This window comes from Desulfoferula mesophila, assembly GCF_037076455.1.
GTDB classification, from domain to species: domain Bacteria; phylum Desulfobacterota; class Desulfarculia; order Desulfarculales; family Desulfarculaceae; genus Desulfoferula; species Desulfoferula mesophila.
This window is the reverse complement of the sequence record NZ_AP028679.1, coordinates 558,415-576,577: the sequence shown is the minus strand read 5'-3', so window position 1 is coordinate 576,577 and position 18,163 is coordinate 558,415. Positions and strand designations below refer to the sequence as shown.

Here is an 18,163-nt window from a genome sequence, read left to right as displayed (position 1 = left end):
TGGGCTTGGTTGGCATGTTTTTGGCTATTGTTTAATAGCCTTAGAGGTGTTGTGCTTATGATCGCGTCGCCAAAAAAAACCCGTGCAAGGGGGGGGATTCGCTCCTGCATAAGGATGCGCATACCCCCGGCCAGCCAAAACGAGGCCATTGAAATCCTTGCCTCCGTAGCCGCGCGTATTCAGGCGGATACTCGCTGTTTAAGCACGGGCATATACCGCTGCCTGGACGATGCCGGCACCATCATGCTCGAAGAGTTCTGGCAATGCCCCGAGGGCATCCTCCAGCATTTGCGCTCAGACGATTACCGCCGCATTTTGCTCGTTCTGGAAATGGCCATAGAACCGCCGGATATACGTTTTGACACCATTGCCCAATCCAGCGGAATCGAGGTCATCAAGAAGGCCAGAATTGCGGACGAAAGCTGACAACCATGGCAATGACCCATCCCCAAGAGAGGGCTAAAAACGTGGCCAAGAAAATACTAACCGCAATCGTCTTTTTGCTGCTTGTCACTCCCCTGGGGGTGATGCCTGCCTCCGCGGCCGAAAAGCCGGGCTGGCGTTTCCAGTTCACCCCCTACATCTGGCTTACCGCCATCAACTCCGACATCACCGTCGGAGCTTTGAACGCCAGCGTGGACGCCTCGTTCAGCGACATCTGGGACAACTTCGACCAGGTGGTGGCCTTGGCGGGGCGTTTCGAGGCCTGGCACGGTGACTGGGGCTTCATGGTCGACGGCACCTATTCCAAAATATCCACCGACCAGACGGTCCAGACCCAAGGATTGGGCGACGTGACCGCCAAGCCGGACTTCAAGATCAGCTTCGTGGAAATGGCCGTGGCCTACGAGGCTTATCGCAGCAGTTCAGAAAGTCACCCCCAGGTGATCATCCAGCCCTACCTGGGCGGGCGCTACAATTATTTCAACCAAGAGTTGGAGCTGCAGGGCGCCGAGCAGGGCAAGACCGTGGGCAACAGCGACTCCTGGATCGACCCCATGATCGGAGCCCGGATCGAGGTTCTGTTGACCCGGACCTGGCGGCTGGGGGCGCGCGGCGATATCGGCGGCTTCGGCATCAGCAACTGCGCGGATCTCAGCTGGCAGATAGCCGCGGGGGTGGACTGGCTCTTCGTGGACTGGGCTTCTCTCAAGCTCGGCTACCAGTGGTACTACACCGACTACAACAACGACACTTCCGGACCCGATGCCTTTGCCTTTGACGGCACCCTTCAGGGACCTTGGCTGGGTCTGACTTTCTACTTTTAATCTCGGGCTCTACGTGAACACCCGAAAGGAGGTATCGGGATGAAGCTACTGAAGGGGGCTATGGGCGCAACGATCATCGCGCTGGCGGCGCTGCTGTTGGTGTCGTTCATCGACGCCCAGGCGGCGCCGTTCAATGCGCAGATGAATCCCGTCGCGATCCAGAAGCTGAAAAAGCTGACGGATTTCATGAACCATTTGCAGGCGTTTAGCGTGCGCACCCAAAACACCATGGAAGACCTGCTGCCCTCCGGGCACAAGGTCGATATCGACGTTTCGGCGGACGTGATCATCAAGCGGCCCAACATGCTCCGGGCCGAGCGCAAGGGCAGCCGCCGGACCGACCAGGTCTTCACCTACAACGGTAAGACGCTGACCCTCTACAACCCCGCCGACAAGGTCTACGCGGTGGAAGCCCTGCCGGGCACCATCGAGACCGCGCTGGGTTTCGCGCAGCAAACCCTGGGGATCACCATCCCCGCCTCAGACCTGATCTACCAAAACAACTTCAATTTGTTGATGCAGGGCGTGACCATGGCCGCGGACCTCGGCAAGACGGTGATCAACGGCGTCAGTTGCGACCATCTGCTGTTCAGCCGCCCGGGAGTGGACTTCCAGGTGTGGATCGCCGACAAGGGCGACCCGCTGCCTTACAAGTATGTGGTGACCGACACCAGCTCCCCCGCGCTGATGAGCTTCACCACCTACATGATCGGGTGGAACACCAAGCCGAACCTGAAGAAGGTCCGGTTCGGCTTCAGCGCGCCCAAGGGCGTCAAGAAGATAGATTTCATGCCCGTCAACACCACCGGCGGGGCCGGCCGCTGAGGACGAAAGGAAGCAGGCCATGAAGGCGACGATAAAGATTTTTTCGATAAGCGCGGCCCTGCTGGCGATGCTGCTGGCCGACATACCGCTTTTACCCATGCAACTGGTGCCCGACGCCCAGGCCATCTTCGGCGTCCGGCGCCGGACCGCCTTTAGAACTGCGGTCATAGTGGGCGGCGCGGCCTCGGCCGAGGTGGCCGCGGCCAACAACCGGGCGGCGGTGGCCCAACAGCAGGCCGTGACGGCCCAGCAACAGGCGGCGGCGGCCGAGCAACAGGCGGCGGCGGCCAGGCAGCAGGCGGCGGCGCCCGCCGCGGCTCCGGCCCCCGCGCCCGCCGCGGCGCCGACGCCCCCACCGCCCCCGGCGGGCGCGACCCTTCCGTTGGGCTCGGTGGTGTCGGCGCTTCCCCCGGGATGCGCCGCGCAAGCGATCAACGGCATCGAATACTACCACTGTGGCGGCAACTATTACCGGGCGGTGTTCCAGGGCAACAGCTTGGTCTACGTGACCACGAAGCCCTAATTGGAGCCCGCCCCGACGAAATAAAAGGCGAGCCCTTTTTCGCCCTACCCTGCCCAAGGTGAAAAGAGCAAGCGCCTGGAAGGCAAGCAGGCCGGAGCCGCGCCATCAACTCGCATCGGCACTACCCGTCCAAGCCTTTGCCAAAAGCGTTTGAAAATGACCCCAAGGAGAAGAGAGATGAACCGCATCAAGAAATCATTTATCTACCTGGCGCTGATCGCCATGGGATTGGTGGGCTCCTCGGCCATGGCCCTGGAGACCACCGGCACCCCCGGAGCGCCGGATGCAACCACCACCATCAGCGGCAAGCAACTGCCGGCTCCCGCCCCCAAGTTCGGCGGGGTGATCAAGCATGACGCGCTCACTTCCAAGCCCTGGTGGGCGCCGCGCATCGTGCCGCCCAAAAAGGCGCCCAACATCCTGCTGATCATCACCGACGACGCGGGCTTCGGGGTTCCCAGCACCTTTGGCGGGGTGATCCCCACCCCGACCATGGACAAGATCGCCAACGCGGGCCTGCGCTACAACCGCGTGTTCTCCACCGCCCTGTGCTCCCCCACCCGGGCGGCGCTGATCACCGGGCGCAACCACCACTCGGTGGGCTTCGGGGTCATCTCCGAACAGTCCACGGGCTTCCCCGGATATAACAGCATCATCGGCAAGGACAAGGCCACCATCGGCCGCATCCTGTTGGACAACGGCTACTGCACCTCCTGGTTCGGCAAGGATCACAACACCCCCGCCTTTGCCGCCAGCCAGGTCGGGCCCTTCGACCAGTGGCCCACCGGCATGGGTTTCGAGTATTTCTACGGCTTCGTGGGCGGCGACTCCAACCAGTGGCAGCCCAACCTGTTCCGAAACACCACCCAGATCTATCCCTTCGAGGGTAAGCCGGGCTGGAACCTCATCACCGGCATGGCCGACGACGCCATCGCCTACATCAACCGCATGCACCAGACCGACCCCAGCAAGCCCATCTTCATCAAGTACGCGCCTGGGGCCACCCACGCTCCGCACCACCCCACCAAGGAGTGGGTGGACAAGATCCACGCCATGCACCTGTTCGACGACGGCTACAACAAGCTGCGCGAGCGCATCTACGAAAACCAGAAGCGCCTGGGCGTGATCGACAAGGACGCCAAGCTGACCCCCTGGCCCAACGAGGTGCTCAAGCCCTGGGACGAGCTGAGCCCCGAGGCCAAGAAGCTCTTCATCCGCCAGGTTGAGGTGTTCGCCGCCTACGCCGCCTACAGCGACCACGAGATCGGCCGCGTCATCAAGGCCTTCGAGGACCTGGGCCGGCTGGACGACACCCTGATCATCTACATCAACGGCGACAACGGCACCAGCGCCGAGGGCGGCCCCTTGGGCACCCCCAACGAGGTGGCCTTCTTCAACGGCATCAACGAGATCCCCGTGGACGTGCAGATGAAGTGGTACGACGTCTGGGGCACCGAGCATACCTACAACCACATGTCGGCCGGCTGGTCCTGGGCCTTTGACACGCCCTTCGACTGGTTCAAGCAGAACGCTTCGCGCCTGGGCGGCATCAACCAGAACATGGTGGTGTCCTGGCCGGCGCACATCAAGGACAAGGGGGCCCTGCGCCAGCAGTTCATCCACGTGATCGACGTGGTGCCCACCATCCTGGAGGCCACCGGCATCTCGGCGCCCGAGGTGGTGGACGGCATCAAGCAGAAGCCCATCGAGGGCACCAGCTTCCTGTATACCTTCGACGCCAAGAACGCCAAGGCCCCCTCGCGCCACAAGACCCAGTACTTCGAGATGATGGGCCAATGGGCCCTGTACGACCAGGGCTGGCTGCTCAGCACCAAGGTGAACCGCGCCCCCTGGCAGGCCTTTGGGGCGGCCAACCCCGACCCCTTGAACAACCAGGTGTTCCAGCTATACGACCTGACCAAGGACTTCAGCCAGGCCCACGACATCGCGGCCCAACACCCGGACAAGGTCAAGGAGCTGCGCGCCAAGTTCGTGGCCGAGGCCAAGAAGTACCAGGTGTTCCCGATGGACGCCTCGGTGGCCGCCCGCGTCGTGGCCCCGCGGCCCAACATCACCGCCGGCCGCACCGAGTTCGTCTACACCACGCCCATGGTGGGCCTGCCCCAGGGCGACTCGCCTTTCCTGCTGGACAGCTCCTACACCATCACCGCGGAGGTGACGGTGCCCGAGGGCGGCGGCGAGGGCATGATCCTTACCTCCGGCGGTCGCTTCGGCGGCTACGGCTTCTACCTGCTCAAGGGCAAGCCGGTGTTCCTGTGGAACCTGGTGGACCTCAAGCGCATCAAGTGGGAAGGCCCGGAAGCACTGACCCCGGGCAAGCACACCCTGGAGTTCGACTTCAAGTACGACGGCCTGGGCTTGGGTACGCTGGCCTTCAACAACATGAGCGGCCTGGGCCGCAGCGGCGTGGGCACACTCAAGGTGGACGGCAAGGCGGTGCAGAGCATCACCATGAAGCGCACCATGCCCATGATCCTGCAGTGGGATGAAAGCTTCGACATCGGCTCCGACACCCTGACCGGGGTCAACGACGCCGACTACAAGCCGCCATTCACCTTGACCGCCAAGCTCGACAAGCTCACCATAAAGGTTGATAGGCCTCAGCTTACTCCCGAGGATATCAAAAAGCTGGAAAAGAGCATGGCCGAGGCGCTGGACGGAACTCCCCTGCGCCGGGTGCAGCCTGGGCCGGGCTAGAGCGACAACGATTTAACCAAAAGTAACGCTAGGACCGGTCATCATCATCGATGGTGACCGGTCCCAACCTTAGGCCTTTGCCCAGACCCGACGAGACGAAACGAAAGGACTTGAGACCGTGCCCAAAGCAATCTTTGGAAAGCTGGCCCTTACGCTGGCGCTCTGCCTCGGCCTGGCCCTGCCGGCCTGGGCCGATGCGCCCCAGATGAAAATGACCACCCCCATCGCGCCGGGGGTCATGGTGCCGGACAAGGTCGAGACTTCCATCGGCGCCCTGAATCTGCACTACGGCTACCCCGACGACGCCACCACCCAGAAGGTCTACGACAACCTGGACGCCTCCCGCGCGCTACAGGCCTACCTGCTGGCCATTCCCATCGTCAACCAGGTGGGCATGCGCGACACGCTCAGCAAATTCGGCCCGGTGAACCAGACCGACGTGATCTGGGAAGACCTGGTGGACTCCAAGACTGTGGAGCTTACCGCCAACGACAACACCATCTACAGCTTCATCTGGCTCGACACCAAGAAGGGCCCGCTGGTGGTAGAGATCCCGCCCATGGTCCTGGGGCTCATCGACGACTTTTGGTACAAATGGGTCGCCGACGTGGGCATTACCGGCCCGGACCACGGCAAGGGCGGCAAGTACCTGATCCTGCCTCCGGGCTACCAGGGCGAGATACCCCAGGGCTACTTCGTGGTGCGCCCCAGCACCTACGGCTCCTGGATGCCCTTCCGCTCCTTCTTGGTCAAGGGCTCCACCAAGCCCGGCGTCGAGGCGGTCAAGAAACACCTGAAGATCTATCAGCTGGCCGACAAGGACAATCCGCCCAAGATGAAGTTCGTCAATGCCTCCGGCATTCCCGCCAACTTCGTGCCGCCCAGCGACTACGCCTTCTGGGGCATGCTCAACCAGGTCATTCAGGAGGAGCCCAGCGCGGGCAGCGACCCCACCACCCTGGGCCTGTTCGCCTCCATCGGAATCGAGAAGGGCAAGCCCTTCAACCCCGACGGGCGCATGAAAAAGATCCTGACCGACGCCGCCAAGATCGGCAGCGTGACCGCCAGGGCCATCGCCTTCCGGATTCGCGACAAAAACGCCTTCTTCTATCCCAACAGCCCCTGGCGCCTGCCCTTCTTCGGGGGCTACAAGTTCGAGGCGGCCCCCGGCGTGGCCAACCTGGACGGGGCCATATTCTTCTACTACATCGCCACCGGCGTGACGCCGGCCATGGCCGAGAAAATGGTGGGCAAGGGCTCGCAGTATCCCTGGTGCGCCCAGGACGCCAAGGGCAACCCCTTCGACGGCGCCAAGAACTACAAGCTGCACCTGCCGCCCAACGTGCCGGTCAAGGACTTCTGGTCGGTCATCGTCTATGACAACCAGACGCGTTCCATGATCCAGACCGACCAGCGTTTCCCCAGCGTCAGCAGCCAGAACAAGAACCTCATGATCAACCAGGACGGCTCGGTCGACGTCTACTTTGGTCCCAAGCCTCCCCAGGGCAAGGCCAACAACTGGGTGCAGACCATACCCGGCAAGGGCTGGTTCATGATCCTGCGGCTGTACGGGCCGCTGGAGCCCTGGTTCAACCAAACCTGGAAGCCGGCTGCCATCGAGCCGCTACCCTAATCCGGCGACAAGCCTGATAACCGTGAACAACGATAAGTTAGAGGAGAACGTCATGAAAAAATTGCTTTTGGTACTTTTGTCCGCGTTGCTTGTGCTGAGCGCGGCGCCCATGGCTTTTGCCGCCGGCGACGGCGTTTTGGGCGGAGTGGTGGCCGTTGACACGCTGCAGCTCAAGGGCACCGTGACCGCCCTGGACATGAAGGCCCGCACCGTGACCATCAAGGGCGAGGGCGGCCGGACCGTGATGCTCAACGCCAAGAACGCCCGCAACCTGGAGCAGGTCAAGGTGGGCGATATCGTGGTGGCCGACTTCGTCGAGTCCCTGGCCCTGTTCGTGACCAAGCCCGAGGGCGGCCCGGCCGCCGGTGGCGCCCAGGTGGTGAAGCTGGCTCCCAAGGGCGCCATGCCCGGCGGCATGGTGGCCGACGTGATGGAGATCCGGGCCCAGGTGGTGGCCATCGATTACAAGGCGCGCACCGTATCGCTCAAGGGCCCCCAGGGCAACGTGCACACCCTGAAGATCCCGCCCCAGGCCAAGAACTTCGACAAGGTGAAAAAGGGCGACGACGTGGTGGTGCGCTACACCCAGGCCATGGCCATCAACGTGACCAAGCCGTAAACAAGCGCCACGGGCTCGGTCCCCTAGGCCGAGCAGTATAGATAGCGAGCGGTGGAGGGTCCGGGGCTGTCCCGGACCCTCCACCGCTCAAGCTTTTCAGGCCTCGTAAATCTTTTGCCCGCCCGGCAAACCTGGGCCAGCCCGGCAAGGCGCGGGCGCTCCGGCAGGCGTTGCCTAGGTTGTTCCCTCGGCGGTTTGCGCCTTTAGCTCCTTGGCATAGGCCAGGTAATAATTGCGTGCGATGGCGCTGGTCTGCCGATCCGCCAGGGCGATCAAGGCGGCGGCCTTTATCTCCTTGGCCGGCCTCTCGCGCACCCCCAGGGCGATTATCATGTCCGCCAGTTCCAAGGCCCACTGGTGCTCGCCGCCAGCGGACGCCTTTTGCAATTGGGCGAAAAGGGCCTCCTCGCCGCCGGCCAGCTGAGCCGTGCGCTCGGCCCGTTGGCGCGGGGAGCAGGGGAAAAGGTTGGTGGGGTTTCCGTCGAACCAGCCCAGGGTTCCGGCGAAATAGGCGCGCACCGACCAGGGCACGGTCCCCAGAAATTCCTGCAAATAGTACTTGCCGGCCAACTCCTCCGGCAGCTTCACGTAATCGACCAGTTCGTCCGGGGTCAGGCCCAGGTTCATGCCCTCGGCGGTCTTGGCGATGACCAGGCGGATGGCGTCGCGGTAGTCGGCCAGGGCCTCCAGCGCTTGGGGGCCGGACAGGGGGCGGGTATGCCCGGGCACCAAGTGTTCGATGGGAAAACGCGTCATTTGATCCAAGCTGTCGGCCCACAGGTTGAAATCGCGGTAGACCGTGCCCCGGATGGCGTAGAGGTTGGGGAAAGCCTGATAAAAATTATCGCCGCAGAACAAGGCCTTTTTGGCGGGATACCAAACGAAGAGTTGGTCATCGGTCTCGCCGGGGGCCTTGTACAGCTCAAGCTCGATCCCCACCGCGCTCAGCCCCATTTTTTCGCCGCTAAAGGTCTGGGTGGGCGGGATGAATCCCTGGCCCAGCCCTTGGGCGTTGAACGTTGCCGGGCCCAAGCCCATGCTGACCTTTTCGCTGTGGGGCTCCAGCACCCCGATTCCGTATTGCCGCACCGTGCGCTTCTGCAAAATTTTGTAGGGACCCACGCGCTCCAGATTGGCGTCGTCCAACGGGTTGTCCAGGTTGTCGCGGGCGTAAATCTCGGGGTTGGAGCCCTCGTCCACGAACACCTTGGCTCCGCTCACGTGATCGCGGTGGCCGTGGGTGTAAATGATCGCCTTGATGGGCTTGTCCGTGACCTTGCGGAACTCGGCCAGGATGTCCTGGGCCGATCCGGTGCTCTGGCCGGTGTCGATGATGATCACGCCGTCGTCGCCGATTAGCATGGCGGAGTTTGAGGGCGCGTAGCCCACCGCGACATGGACCCCCTCGGTCACTTCGAGAACGTCTTTAGCGAACATGATCTTGGCGTGTTCTTTCATCGCCTCCAGGGGCGAGAAGGCCTTGGGGCTCGAGGGCATGTTGTACTCCTGTCGGGCATGCCGGGACCGAAGTCGCCGGGAGTGGGTGCGGGGCCGGAAATTTTTGGCCCAATTGTAGTCGAGTTTCCCACTCCTTCCACCAAACAATATCGACGCCCAGCCGTCCGGCTTAACCCCGCAATACTTTTGCACCGCCCCGAGGGGCCGCCCCACGCAAACGCATGGGGGCAATACGGGAGTCCGGCCCGCAACTCCGCCGCCACCATCAGGGAGCCTTACGCGCCTCGGGCTGCCGGTTGCCGAGGGAGTTTTCCAAGGAGCATACTTGAAATACCGAGATAATTAATCGGATATGGGCGGCGCTTGGCCGCCCGCAAGGAGGCTGAACATGAAAATGCTGCTAACGGTCGAATTCCCCCCCGAGCCTTTCAATTCCCTGGTCAGGGAAGGCAAGATCGGCGCTGTCCTGGGGAGCATCCTGGAAACCATCAAGCCCGAGACCGCCTACTTCACCGAGCAGAACGGCAAGCGCGGCGCCATTTTCGTCGTCAACCTGCAATCCTCCTCCGACGTGCCCTTTTTCGCGGAGCCGTTCTTTCTCCAATTCGAGGCGGATTGCAAATTCAGGGTCATCATGTCTCCCGCGGATCTGCAAAAGGCAGGTTTGGAAGCGCTGGGCAAGAAGTGGGCGTGACGCCCGTTTGAAGCGGGCCCGATCGACTGCCCAATCGGCGGGGATGAAGCGGGTCGCTTGGGCCGTGGCTGCCGGTGTAAGGACGCGGCCGAGGCGGCTTAGGCCAGGGCCCCCAGCGCCTGACCCAGGCGGCGCACCAGTTCCCGGACGTCGTCTTGGCTGGTGGGCCGCCCCCAGGAAAAGCGGATGGTGCCCTGGGCATATTCCAGGGGCACTCCCATGGCCGCCAGCACGTGGGACACGACGGTGGTGTCGCCGTGGCAGGCCGCCCCGGCGCTCACCCCCACGTCCAGGACCACCAGGCCGGAGATGATGTCCCCGGCGTTCAGGCCCTTGAAGCCCACGGCCGCGGTGCCCGGCAGGCGGGGGGCCCGCTCCGAATACAGCCGCCAATCCACGTCCAGGGCGCCCAACCCCTCCAGGAAGACGCGCCCCAACTCGCGCTGGCGGGCCATCTCGCCGGGCAGGTCCTCGGCCGCCAGGGCGCAGGCCTCGCCCAGGGCCACCATGTAGGGCACGTTTTCCGTGCCCGAGCGCCGGCCCCTCTCCTGGCCCCCGCCCCAGAGCAGGGGCGCAAGCTCCAGGCCCTGGCGCACGTAGAGGGCTCCCACCCCCTTGGGCGCGTAGAGCTTGTGCCCGGCGATGGTCAACAGGTCCACCCCCAGGGCCGCCACGTCCACCGGCACCTTGCCCACCGCCTGGGCCGCGTCGCTGTGCACCGGAATGCCCTGCTTGCGGGCCCAGGCCGCGATCTCGGCCACCGGCTGCAGGGCCCCGGTCTCGTTGTTGGCCAGCATGACGGAGATGAGGTCCGCCCCCGAGGCGCAGGCCGCCCGTACCGCCGCCGGGTCCACCAGGCCCTGCTCGTCCACCCCCACCCGGCTCACCCGCGCGCCGCAGCGTTCCAGGTAGGCGGCGCATTCCACGATGGCCGGGTGCTCGATGGCGCTGATGACCACATGAGCTCCGGGGCGGGCCAGGCCCAGGCCCAACAGAGCCCAGTTGTCGCTCTCGGTGGCGCAGGAGGTGAAATACACCTCGCCGGGCGCGCAGTTGATCAGCCCGGCCACCTGCTCCCTGGCCAGCTCCGCCCCCCGCTTGGCCTTGAGCCCCCAGAGATGGCCCGAGCCGGGGTTGCCGAAATGCTCGGTCAGGTAGGGCCGCATGGCCTCGTAGACCCGGGGCAGTATGGGAGTGGTGGCGTTGTAGTCAAAGTACAAGGGGCGCATGGCTCTCTCCCGCGGGGGTTTGGCCCCAGGTTAGCACACACCACTCCGCTCCGGCGCCGGGCGGCCTAGTACTCGGCCGGCAGGCGCTCCAGTTGGGCCTTGGTGAACACCGGGCCGTCCTTGCACACGTACTCGGGCCCTACGTTGCAGCGTCCGCAGATGCCGATGCCGCACTTCATGCGGTTCTCCAGGCTCATCACGATCTGCTCGGACTGCCAGCCCAGCTTGTCGAACACCGGCTGGGTGAAGCGGATCATCACCGGCGGGCCGCAGATGAGGGCCACCGCGTTGTCCGGCGAGGGGGCCACCTGCTCGCACACCGAGGGCACGAAGCCCACCATGCCGTCCCAGCCCTGTGCCTCGCGGTCGATGGTTACGTGGCAGTTGATGTCGTCGCGCTGCTGCCAATCACGCCACTGCGGCTCGTAGAGCAGTAGGCCGGGGGTGCGCGCGCCGTAGATGAAGTCGATGTCGCCGTAGTCGCCGCGATGGGCCGGGTCCAACAGCCAGGTCACCGTGGCCCGCAAGGTGGTCACCGCGAAGCCGCCGGCCACGATGACGATGTTCTTGCCCCGCATCTCCTCCAGGGGGTAGCTGTTGCCCAGGGGGCCGCGCACTCCCATGATGTCACCCTGGGCCATCTGGTGGAGCCGGTTGCTAACCACCCCCACCTTGTTCACCGTGAACAGCAGGGTGTCGCCCTCGGTGGGGCTGGAGGCGATGCCGATGGGGATTTCGCCGTAGCCCGAGACGCTCAGTTCGGCGAACTGGCCGGGGGTGTAGTCAAAGGCCTGGGCATGGTCCGGGTCCAGAAAATCCAGCCAAAAGGATTTGAGTTGCTTGTCCTCGGTCTCCACCAAGCTTTCGCTGATCTTGACCGGATAAGGGACGTATGGATTAGGCATGGTCGAGCCTTTCTTTCGCCGGGACGGCCTCAAGCGTTCATATCGCGCACGACTTCGCGCACGTCGATGTTCACCGGGCACTGCTGCACGCAGCGGCCGCAACCCACGCAGCCGATCTCGCCGCCGCGCTTGAGTGGGATGTAGGAGAACTTGTGCATGAAGCGCTGGCGCACCCGGTCCTTCTTGGCGCCGCGCGGGTTGTGCCCGCTGCCGTGCTGGGTAAACAGCCAACTCATGCAATAGTCCCAGTTGCGCACCCGGCGGCCCTGCTCACCCTGGGTCTCGTCCTGGATGTCGAAGCAGTGGCAGGTGGGGCAGAAAAAGGTGCAGGTGCCGCAGTTGAGGCAGGACTCATGCACCCGGTCCCAGTGCTTGGCCTCGTAGAGCTCCATCACCTCGCGCCCCCCGATGTTATCCATGGCCACCTGGGTGGTGATGGCCGCCTCGGCCTTTTGCTTGGCCCCCTCCGCGGCGGCCAGGTCTGCCTCGTCCGCCTCGGGCAGGGCGGCGATGGCCTCCCGGCCCTTGTCGCTCACCCCCTTGGCCAGCAGCCTCTCGCCCAGATCCACCAGGAGCACGTCGGCCCCGGCTTCGGCGTGGGGCCCGCAGTTCATGGAGGTGCAAAAGCAGGTGGGACAGGGATCGTTGCAGGCCAGGGCCACGATCAGCGACTTCTCGCGCTTGTCGCGCCAATAGGGATCGTCGGTCATCTGGTCCTGGCAGAAGATCAGATCCAGCACGCCAAAGGCCTTGGCGTCGCAGGGGCGCATGTTGACCAGCGCCCGCTCCCGGGCCAGCTCGGGCTCCGGGTGCATGATCATGCCCTCCTCGCCGTCTTGGCGGTTCTTGAAGCGCATCAGGCACTCGGTCTGGGGGAAGAAAAACTCCTTGGGGCTCAGGGCGGTGTTGCTGAACCGCCAGAGCGGCTCTTGGCCGGGCTCCAGGGGGGCCCAGACCACCTTGCCCTGGCTCACGGCCGGGGCGAAGAGGTCGCGTTCCCGGCCCAACTCGGCCAAAAAGGAGGCGGCCTGGTCCTTGTTGAGTATCTTGTCGGACATGGCTGGCTCCTTTTACTTGATAAACCCCTGAGGGTCGTCCGGCTTGTGGGCGCTGAGCGGAGGCACTGACTTTTCATCCAGGCCTGGGGCGTAGCCGTAGAGCTCGCGCACGTCCTTTTCTATCTTGCTGGTCAGGCGGCGCACCTTGATGCCCTGGGGGCAGGCGCTCTCACAGGCCCCGCAATCAGTACAGCGGCCGGCGCAGTGAAAGGCCCGGAGCAGATGATAGGTGAGCACGTCGGAGCCGTCCTGGGTTTTGCCGCACCACTGGGGCTGGGACTCGTCCACGAAGCACACGTGGCAATAGCACAACGGGCAGGCATCGCGGCAGGCGTAGCAGCGGATACAGTCCTGGTAGTTTTCGGCAAAGGCGGCCAGACGCCCGGCGGTGTCGAGCTTTTCCCAGGGCGCGGCCACCTTGTCGATTTGCCCGCCGTGGGTGGGCTCGCTTTCCTCGCCGATCATGTCGTCGTGGATCACCGGGTTGCGCTGCACGCAGGTGTAGCAGTTGTCGCGCATCACCTTTTTGCGCGGCAGGCGCTCCTGCCAGCCGGGGCCCTCCACCAAGAGGTCCTCGCCCTCCTCGCTCACCGCGGTGATCACCTTTTCCGGGCCCACCAGGGCCTGCACCTTGTCCCGGTCCAGCATGCCGGGGCTGGCCACCCCGATGACGTGCACCTGCTCGCGGGTGATCTGGTGCTCCTTGATGAGCCCCACGATGCTGCGGCTGACGCAGCCCTGGGCCACCACGGCCACCTTGCCCGCCTCGCCCTGGGGCCGGCGCACCAGGAAATTGGCCAGGTTGTTACAGCAGAAGCCGGTCCAGGTGAGGCGCTGGGCCTCCTCCGGGGTGTAGGCGAAAAAGGGGCGCTCGCGCATGGGCAGGGTCCCTGCCTCGTAGCCGATCACGCAATCGACCGCCCCCTCGGCCAGGAGGCGGGAGGCCGCCTCGCGGATGGCTTGGGCAATGTCTTTGTTGTCCATCAGGCCACTATGCCTATGTCTTTGCGCAGGAATTGGTTGGGCCCCAGGGCCTTGACCGCCTCGGTCACCTCGATGACCGTTTGCTGGAACTTGGTGGCCTCGGCCGACGAGATCCAGGAGAAGTGCAGGCGGCCGGGCTCCAGGCCCACGTACTCCAGCAGGTTCTTGAGCACGGTGAAACGGCGGCGGGCATAGAGGTTGCCCTCGATGTAATGGCAGTCGCCGGGGTGGCAGCCGCTGATCCACACGCCGTCGGCCCCTTGGCGAAAGGCCTGCAGCACGAAGCTGGGGCTGAGGCGGCCGGTGCAGGGGATGCGGATGGCGCGGATGTTGGGAGGATATTGCAGGCGGCTCACCCCGGCCAGGTCGGCGCCGCCATAGGTGCACCAGTTGCAGAAGAAGGCCGCGATGCGCGGCTCGAAGCTTTCGTTGGGACTCATCGTATTACCGCTCCCGTCAGCCCAGCAGCATGGTGCTGATTTGGGCCAGTACGTCTTGATTGGAGAAGCCGCGCAGGTTGGGCGCGCCCGAGCGGCAGGAGGCCACGCAGGTGCCGCAGCCCTTGCACAGGGCCTCGTTCACCACGGCCAGGCCGTTTTCGTCCTGGTCGATGGCCTTGAAGGGGCATACCGTCCAGCACACCCCGCAGCCCACGCACTTGTTCTGGTCGATCACCGCCACGGTGCCCGGCAGCCACATCTCGCCCTTGGAGAGCACGGTCACCGCCCGCGACACCGCGGCCTGGGCCTGGGCCACCGCCTCTTCCATGGGCTTGGGATAGTGGGCCAGACCGGCCATGAACACCCCGTCGGTGGCAAAGTCCACCGGACGCAGCTTGACGTGGGCCTCCAGGAACCAGCCGTCCTGGTCCAGGGAGATCTTGAACATCTGGGCCAGGGCCTCGTCGCGGTGGCTGACCACCGCGCTGGCCAGCACCAACAGGTCGGCGTTGAAGACCAGGTCGCGGTCCAGGATGTTGTCCTTGATCACCACCGAGACCTGCTCGCCCGCCGCCTCCACCCGGGGCTTGTTCTCCGGGTCGTAGCGCACGAACAGCACCCCGGCCTTGCGGGCCTTCTTGTAGAGCAGCTCCCGCTCGCCAAAGGTGCGCATGTCGCGGTAAAGGATGGTCACCTGGCTCTCGGGGTTGTGCTCCTTGAGCCACAGGGCGCTCTCCACCGAATGGGTGCAGCAGACCTTGGAGCAGTAGGGGCGATCCGGCTCGCGGGAACCCACGCACTGGATGAACACCGCGCAGTTGACCTTGGCCGGGTCCACCTCGCCGGAGGCGATGGCCGCGTCCATCTCCAGGTGGGTCTTCACCGCCGGGTGCTGGTCCATGAGGTATTCGGTGGGCCGGTATTCCCCGGCTCCGGTGGCGATGATGGCCACCCCGTGCTGCACCACCTGATCGCCGCCCTCGCCGGCCAGGGTGGTGTTGAAGTTGCCCACGAAGCCGTCCACCTTGTGGATGGTGGTGCCCAGGTGCACCGTGATGTTGGAATCGTCCTCCACCCGCTGCACCAGCTCGGCCAGATAGGGGGCCACCTCGTCGCCCTTGGCGGTGATGCGTAGCAGGCGGGCGTTACCCCCCAGTTGGGTGTCGCGCTCCACCAGGTGGGTGGGGTAGCCCTGCTTGGCCAGCTCCAGGGCCGCGTTCATGCCGGCCAGGCCCCCGCCGATGACCAGGGCGCTGGGCAGGATGGAAAGCTTGGCCTCGTTCAAAGGCTCCAGCAGGCTGGCCTTGGCCACGGCCATGCGCACCTGGTCCTTGGCCCGCTCGGTGGCCTTGACCGGGTCGTCGGCGTGCACCCAGGAGGTCTGGTTGCGGATGTTGGCCATGTCGAACAGATACTTGTTGAGCCCGGCCGCCTGCAGGGTCTCCTGGAACAGGGGCTCGTGGGTGCGCGGGCTGCAGGCCGCCACCACCATGCGGTTGAGCCCCTGGTCGCGGATGACCTGGGCCATCTTGTCCTGGGTGTCTTGGGAGCAGGTGAACAGGTTGTTCTCCACGTAGGCCACGTTGGGCAGGGTGGCGGCGTAGTCCATGACCGCCTGCACGTCCACCACCCCGGCGATGTTGATGCCGCAGGAGCAGACGAAGACTCCCACCCGGGGGGAGTCGCCGGCCACGTTGCGCTGGGGAATCTCCACCGGCGGCGCGACCAGGCTGCCCCGGGCCACGGACAGGTCGCCCGAGGCGGCGCAGGCCGCGGCGGAGGCCTCCATGACGCTCAGGGGTATGTCCTTGGGTCCGGCCAGGGCCCCGCACACGTAGATGCCCGGGCGGCTGCTGGCCACCGGGGTGAAGGAGCCGCTGGCCACGAAGCCCGACTCCGCCAGCTCCAGGCCCAGCCCGCGGCACATGTCGGCGGTGTCGCGGTCCATCTCCAGGCCCTGGCTGAGCACCACCAGGTCGTATTCCTCGCTGTGGGCCCGGCCCTTTTCGTCCACATACTCCAGGCGCAGGTCGTGGTTGGGCAGCTCGCTGATGGAGTGGATGCGGCTGCGCACGAAGCGCACCCCCTTGTCCTTGGCCCCCTCGTAGGTGCGCTCGAAGTCCTTGCCGAAGGTGCGCATGTCCATGAAGAAGATGGTGGTGTCCAGGCCGCCGTGGGAGTGCTCCTTGGCGATCACCGCCTCCTTGATGGCGTACATGCAGCACACGCTGGAACAGTAGCCGTGGTCGCAGTTGTTCACGTCGCGCGAGCCCACGCACTGCAACCAGGCGATGCGTTTGGGCTCGCCCTCGTCGCTGGGGCGCACCAGGTGGCCCATCCAGGGGCCGCTGGCGCTCAGGATGCGCTCGAACTCCAGGGCGGTGACCACGTTGGGGAAGTTGGTGTAGGAATACTGGGCAAAGGGGGTGGGATCAAAGGGCTTGAACCCGGCCGAGAGCACCACCGCGCCCACGTCCAGGGTCAGATCCTGGTCCTGCTGGGTGAAATCCACCGCGCCGGCCGGACAGAACTTCTCGCAGGCCCGGCACTTGCCCTTCTGGAAATAGATGCAGTTGTCCGAGTCGATGGAGTACTTCAGGGGCACGGCCTGGGGATACTTCACATGGGCCGCCCGGCGTTGGTTCAGCCCGCAGTTGAACAGGTCGGGCACCCGTTTGGGGCACTTTTCGGCGCAGGCCCCGCAGGCGATGCACTTGCTCAGGTCGATATAGCGGGCCTTCTGGTGCAGGCTCACCCGGAAGGCGCCTACCGACCCCTCCACGCCCATGACCTGAGTGTTGGTGAGTATCTGGATGTTGGGGTGACGGCCGCACTCCACCAACTTGGGCGAGAGAATGCACATGGAGCAGTCGTTGGTAGGGAAGGTCTTGTCCAACTGGGACATGACCCCGCCGATGGCCGGGGTTTTTTCCACCAGGTAGACCAGGTAGCCGGTGTCGGCCAGATCCAGCGAGGCCTGGATAGCGGCCACGCCGCCACCCACCACCATCACCGCTCCCACCGGTTTATGCGCATTGAACTGGGTTGCCATAACTACTCCTTGGCCATTGATGTGGCCGCAAAAAGGCGGAGGCAGCGCCCTGCCCTCCAAGGCTCGCCCCCCTCGCGGGTAGGCTGGGGTTGCAGGGGCAAACAGCGGGCCATCCCCTCACCTCCCGATGAAATACGCGCACCAGACGGACCCGTCCGAAGCTATGATCAACCCGGTGGGAGCAGGGATTTTTATCGGTTTTTAAGGAAGTAAGCGGAGAGAGAGGTTCACCGGCTTTCCCTGACTACCTTGCCCGGGCAGCATGATCAGTAGGCTCTCAAGTAAAGCCGAAAAATTGGGACATGGCGCACACCATTGTTTCAAGTTTTGCTGCTGATATTAAATGAGAATCAACTCCCCCAGTCAAATCGCTAATTTCAATGGTGGTTTAGCCGGGGGCCTCCTTGGGCCTATCGGCCAAGGGCAGACCAGGACGCCCGGGGCGGCCATGGGCGGGCCCGGCCCGTGGTCCGCCGCCGGCGCCGTGATGGCCGGCCCATGGCAGCGGTATGACCCGCGGGTTCTTCTCACCGGCCTCTAATGACGCACGATAGGCACTGGTGACTATATTTAGGCACCACCCAGGCTCCCTTCGGCGCGCCGCGTCTGGACCCTTACAGATAACCATGCAATATTATTATTAATCGTGTGGTATGTCCCGCAAAGGGGATATTGGCACGCTTTTCGCTGATTAAAGCCCAATCAGAATTGGCCCGCGTTTGCCGATGGAGCGCGGAGGCGGTCTTGCCCCAAGGGC

The 18,163-nt window shown here is 64.4% G+C and carries 15 protein-coding genes; 8 read left to right on the top strand and 7 right to left on the bottom strand.

Annotated elements, in window-relative coordinates:
- Positions 1–57: 57 nt before the first annotated feature.
- The 7 genes from AACH32_RS02670 to AACH32_RS02640 all read left to right on the top strand — a co-directional run bounded on the left by AACH32_RS02670 (position 58) and on the right by AACH32_RS02640 (position 7,586).
- Positions 58–426: a putative quinol monooxygenase gene (locus AACH32_RS02670; protein ID WP_338605175.1), complete on the top strand. Its 369-nt coding sequence runs from the start codon at positions 58–60 to the stop codon at positions 424–426.
- Between the two features lie 41 nt (positions 427–467).
- Positions 468–1,268 (top strand): hypothetical protein, encoded by an 801-nt coding sequence (locus tag AACH32_RS02665; protein ID WP_338605173.1) that lies wholly within the window; start codon positions 468–470, stop codon positions 1,266–1,268.
- A 39-nt stretch (positions 1,269–1,307) separates the two neighbouring features.
- A complete protein-coding gene (locus AACH32_RS02660) occupies positions 1,308–2,093 on the top strand; it encodes a DUF2092 domain-containing protein (RefSeq protein WP_338605171.1) in 786 nt (261 codons plus the stop codon).
- Between the two features lie 19 nt (positions 2,094–2,112).
- Positions 2,113–2,616 carry a hypothetical protein gene (locus AACH32_RS02655; RefSeq protein ID WP_338605169.1) on the top strand — a complete coding sequence of 168 codons (504 nt, stop codon included), beginning with the start codon at positions 2,113–2,115 and terminating at the stop codon, positions 2,614–2,616.
- A 222-nt stretch (positions 2,617–2,838) separates the two neighbouring features.
- Positions 2,839–5,334 (top strand): arylsulfatase, encoded by a 2,496-nt coding sequence (locus AACH32_RS02650; protein ID WP_350341555.1) that lies wholly within the window; start codon positions 2,839–2,841, stop codon positions 5,332–5,334.
- A gap of 118 nt (positions 5,335–5,452) precedes the next feature.
- Positions 5,453–6,967, top strand: coding sequence for a DUF1254 domain-containing protein (locus AACH32_RS02645; protein ID WP_338605166.1), 1,515 nt, complete (start codon positions 5,453–5,455; stop codon positions 6,965–6,967).
- A 52-nt stretch (positions 6,968–7,019) separates the two neighbouring features.
- Positions 7,020–7,586, top strand: coding sequence for a hypothetical protein (locus AACH32_RS02640; protein ID WP_338605164.1), 567 nt, complete (start codon positions 7,020–7,022; stop codon positions 7,584–7,586).
- Between the two features lie 174 nt (positions 7,587–7,760).
- Here AACH32_RS02640 and AACH32_RS02635 read toward each other — a convergent pair whose 3' ends face one another.
- Complete coding sequence (locus tag AACH32_RS02635) at positions 7,761–9,083, bottom strand: alkyl/aryl-sulfatase (RefSeq protein ID WP_338605162.1); 1,323 nt, start codon at positions 9,081–9,083, stop codon at positions 7,761–7,763.
- A 349-nt stretch (positions 9,084–9,432) separates the two neighbouring features.
- On the opposite strand from AACH32_RS02635, the gene AACH32_RS02630 reads away from it, so the two are divergent.
- Entirely contained in the window at positions 9,433–9,738 is a 306-nt protein-coding gene (locus tag AACH32_RS02630; protein ID WP_338605160.1) for a hypothetical protein, read from the top strand.
- A 98-nt stretch (positions 9,739–9,836) separates the two neighbouring features.
- Here the strand turns inward: AACH32_RS02630 and AACH32_RS02625 are convergent, their stop codons facing one another.
- The 6 genes from AACH32_RS02625 to AACH32_RS02600 all read right to left on the bottom strand — a co-directional run bounded on the left by AACH32_RS02625 (position 9,837) and on the right by AACH32_RS02600 (position 17,406).
- Positions 9,837–10,967, bottom strand: coding sequence for a cysteine desulfurase family protein (locus tag AACH32_RS02625; protein WP_338605158.1), 1,131 nt, complete (start codon positions 10,965–10,967; stop codon positions 9,837–9,839).
- A 65-nt stretch (positions 10,968–11,032) separates the two neighbouring features.
- Positions 11,033–11,872: an FAD/NAD(P)-binding protein gene (locus tag AACH32_RS02620; RefSeq protein ID WP_338605156.1), complete on the bottom strand. Its 840-nt coding sequence runs from the start codon at positions 11,870–11,872 to the stop codon at positions 11,033–11,035.
- Between the two features lie 29 nt (positions 11,873–11,901).
- Positions 11,902–12,930, bottom strand: a complete 1,029-nt coding sequence (locus AACH32_RS02615) for a 4Fe-4S dicluster domain-containing protein (RefSeq protein ID WP_338605155.1) — start codon at positions 12,928–12,930, stop codon at positions 11,902–11,904.
- Between the two features lie 12 nt (positions 12,931–12,942).
- Complete coding sequence (locus tag AACH32_RS02610; protein ID WP_338605153.1) at positions 12,943–13,914, bottom strand: 4Fe-4S ferredoxin; 972 nt, start codon at positions 13,912–13,914, stop codon at positions 12,943–12,945.
- A complete protein-coding gene (locus tag AACH32_RS02605) occupies positions 13,914–14,354 on the bottom strand; it encodes a hydrogenase iron-sulfur subunit (protein ID WP_338605151.1) in 441 nt (146 codons plus the stop codon). Before AACH32_RS02605 ends, AACH32_RS02610 begins: the two co-directional genes overlap by 1 nt.
- Positions 14,355–14,370: 16 nt before the next feature.
- Positions 14,371–17,406: an FAD-dependent oxidoreductase gene (locus AACH32_RS02600; RefSeq protein ID WP_338605149.1), complete on the bottom strand. Its 3,036-nt coding sequence runs from the start codon at positions 17,404–17,406 to the stop codon at positions 14,371–14,373.
- Positions 17,407–18,163: the final 757 nt, after the last annotated feature.

What these genes read in the sequence shown, in the direction of transcription:
- AACH32_RS02640 (WP_338605164.1), top strand. Translation starts at nt 7,020, where the DNA reads ATGAAAAAATTGCTTTTGGTACTTTTGTCCGCGTTGCTTGTGCTGAGC.
- AACH32_RS02670 (WP_338605175.1), top strand. Translation starts at nt 58, where the DNA reads ATGATCGCGTCGCCAAAAAAAACCCGTGCAAGGGGGGGGATTCGCTCC.
- AACH32_RS02630 (WP_338605160.1), top strand. Translation starts at nt 9,433, where the DNA reads ATGAAAATGCTGCTAACGGTCGAATTCCCCCCCGAGCCTTTCAATTCC.
- AACH32_RS02650 (WP_350341555.1), top strand. Translation starts at nt 2,839, where the DNA reads ATGGGATTGGTGGGCTCCTCGGCCATGGCCCTGGAGACCACCGGCACC.
- AACH32_RS02605 (WP_338605151.1), bottom strand. Translation starts at nt 14,354, where the DNA reads ATGAGTCCCAACGAAAGCTTCGAGCCGCGCATCGCGGCCTTCTTCTGC.
- AACH32_RS02660 (WP_338605171.1), top strand. Translation starts at nt 1,308, where the DNA reads ATGAAGCTACTGAAGGGGGCTATGGGCGCAACGATCATCGCGCTGGCG.
- AACH32_RS02635 (WP_338605162.1), bottom strand. Translation starts at nt 9,083, where the DNA reads ATGCCCTCGAGCCCCAAGGCCTTCTCGCCCCTGGAGGCGATGAAAGAA.
- AACH32_RS02610 (WP_338605153.1), bottom strand. Translation starts at nt 13,914, where the DNA reads ATGGACAACAAAGACATTGCCCAAGCCATCCGCGAGGCGGCCTCCCGC.
- AACH32_RS02625 (WP_338605158.1), bottom strand. Translation starts at nt 10,967, where the DNA reads ATGCGCCCCTTGTACTTTGACTACAACGCCACCACTCCCATACTGCCC.
- AACH32_RS02615 (WP_338605155.1), bottom strand. Translation starts at nt 12,930, where the DNA reads ATGTCCGACAAGATACTCAACAAGGACCAGGCCGCCTCCTTTTTGGCC.
- AACH32_RS02620 (WP_338605156.1), bottom strand. Translation starts at nt 11,872, where the DNA reads ATGCCTAATCCATACGTCCCTTATCCGGTCAAGATCAGCGAAAGCTTG.
- AACH32_RS02600 (WP_338605149.1), bottom strand. Translation starts at nt 17,406, where the DNA reads ATGGCAACCCAGTTCAATGCGCATAAACCGGTGGGAGCGGTGATGGTG.
- AACH32_RS02655 (WP_338605169.1), top strand. Translation starts at nt 2,113, where the DNA reads ATGAAGGCGACGATAAAGATTTTTTCGATAAGCGCGGCCCTGCTGGCG.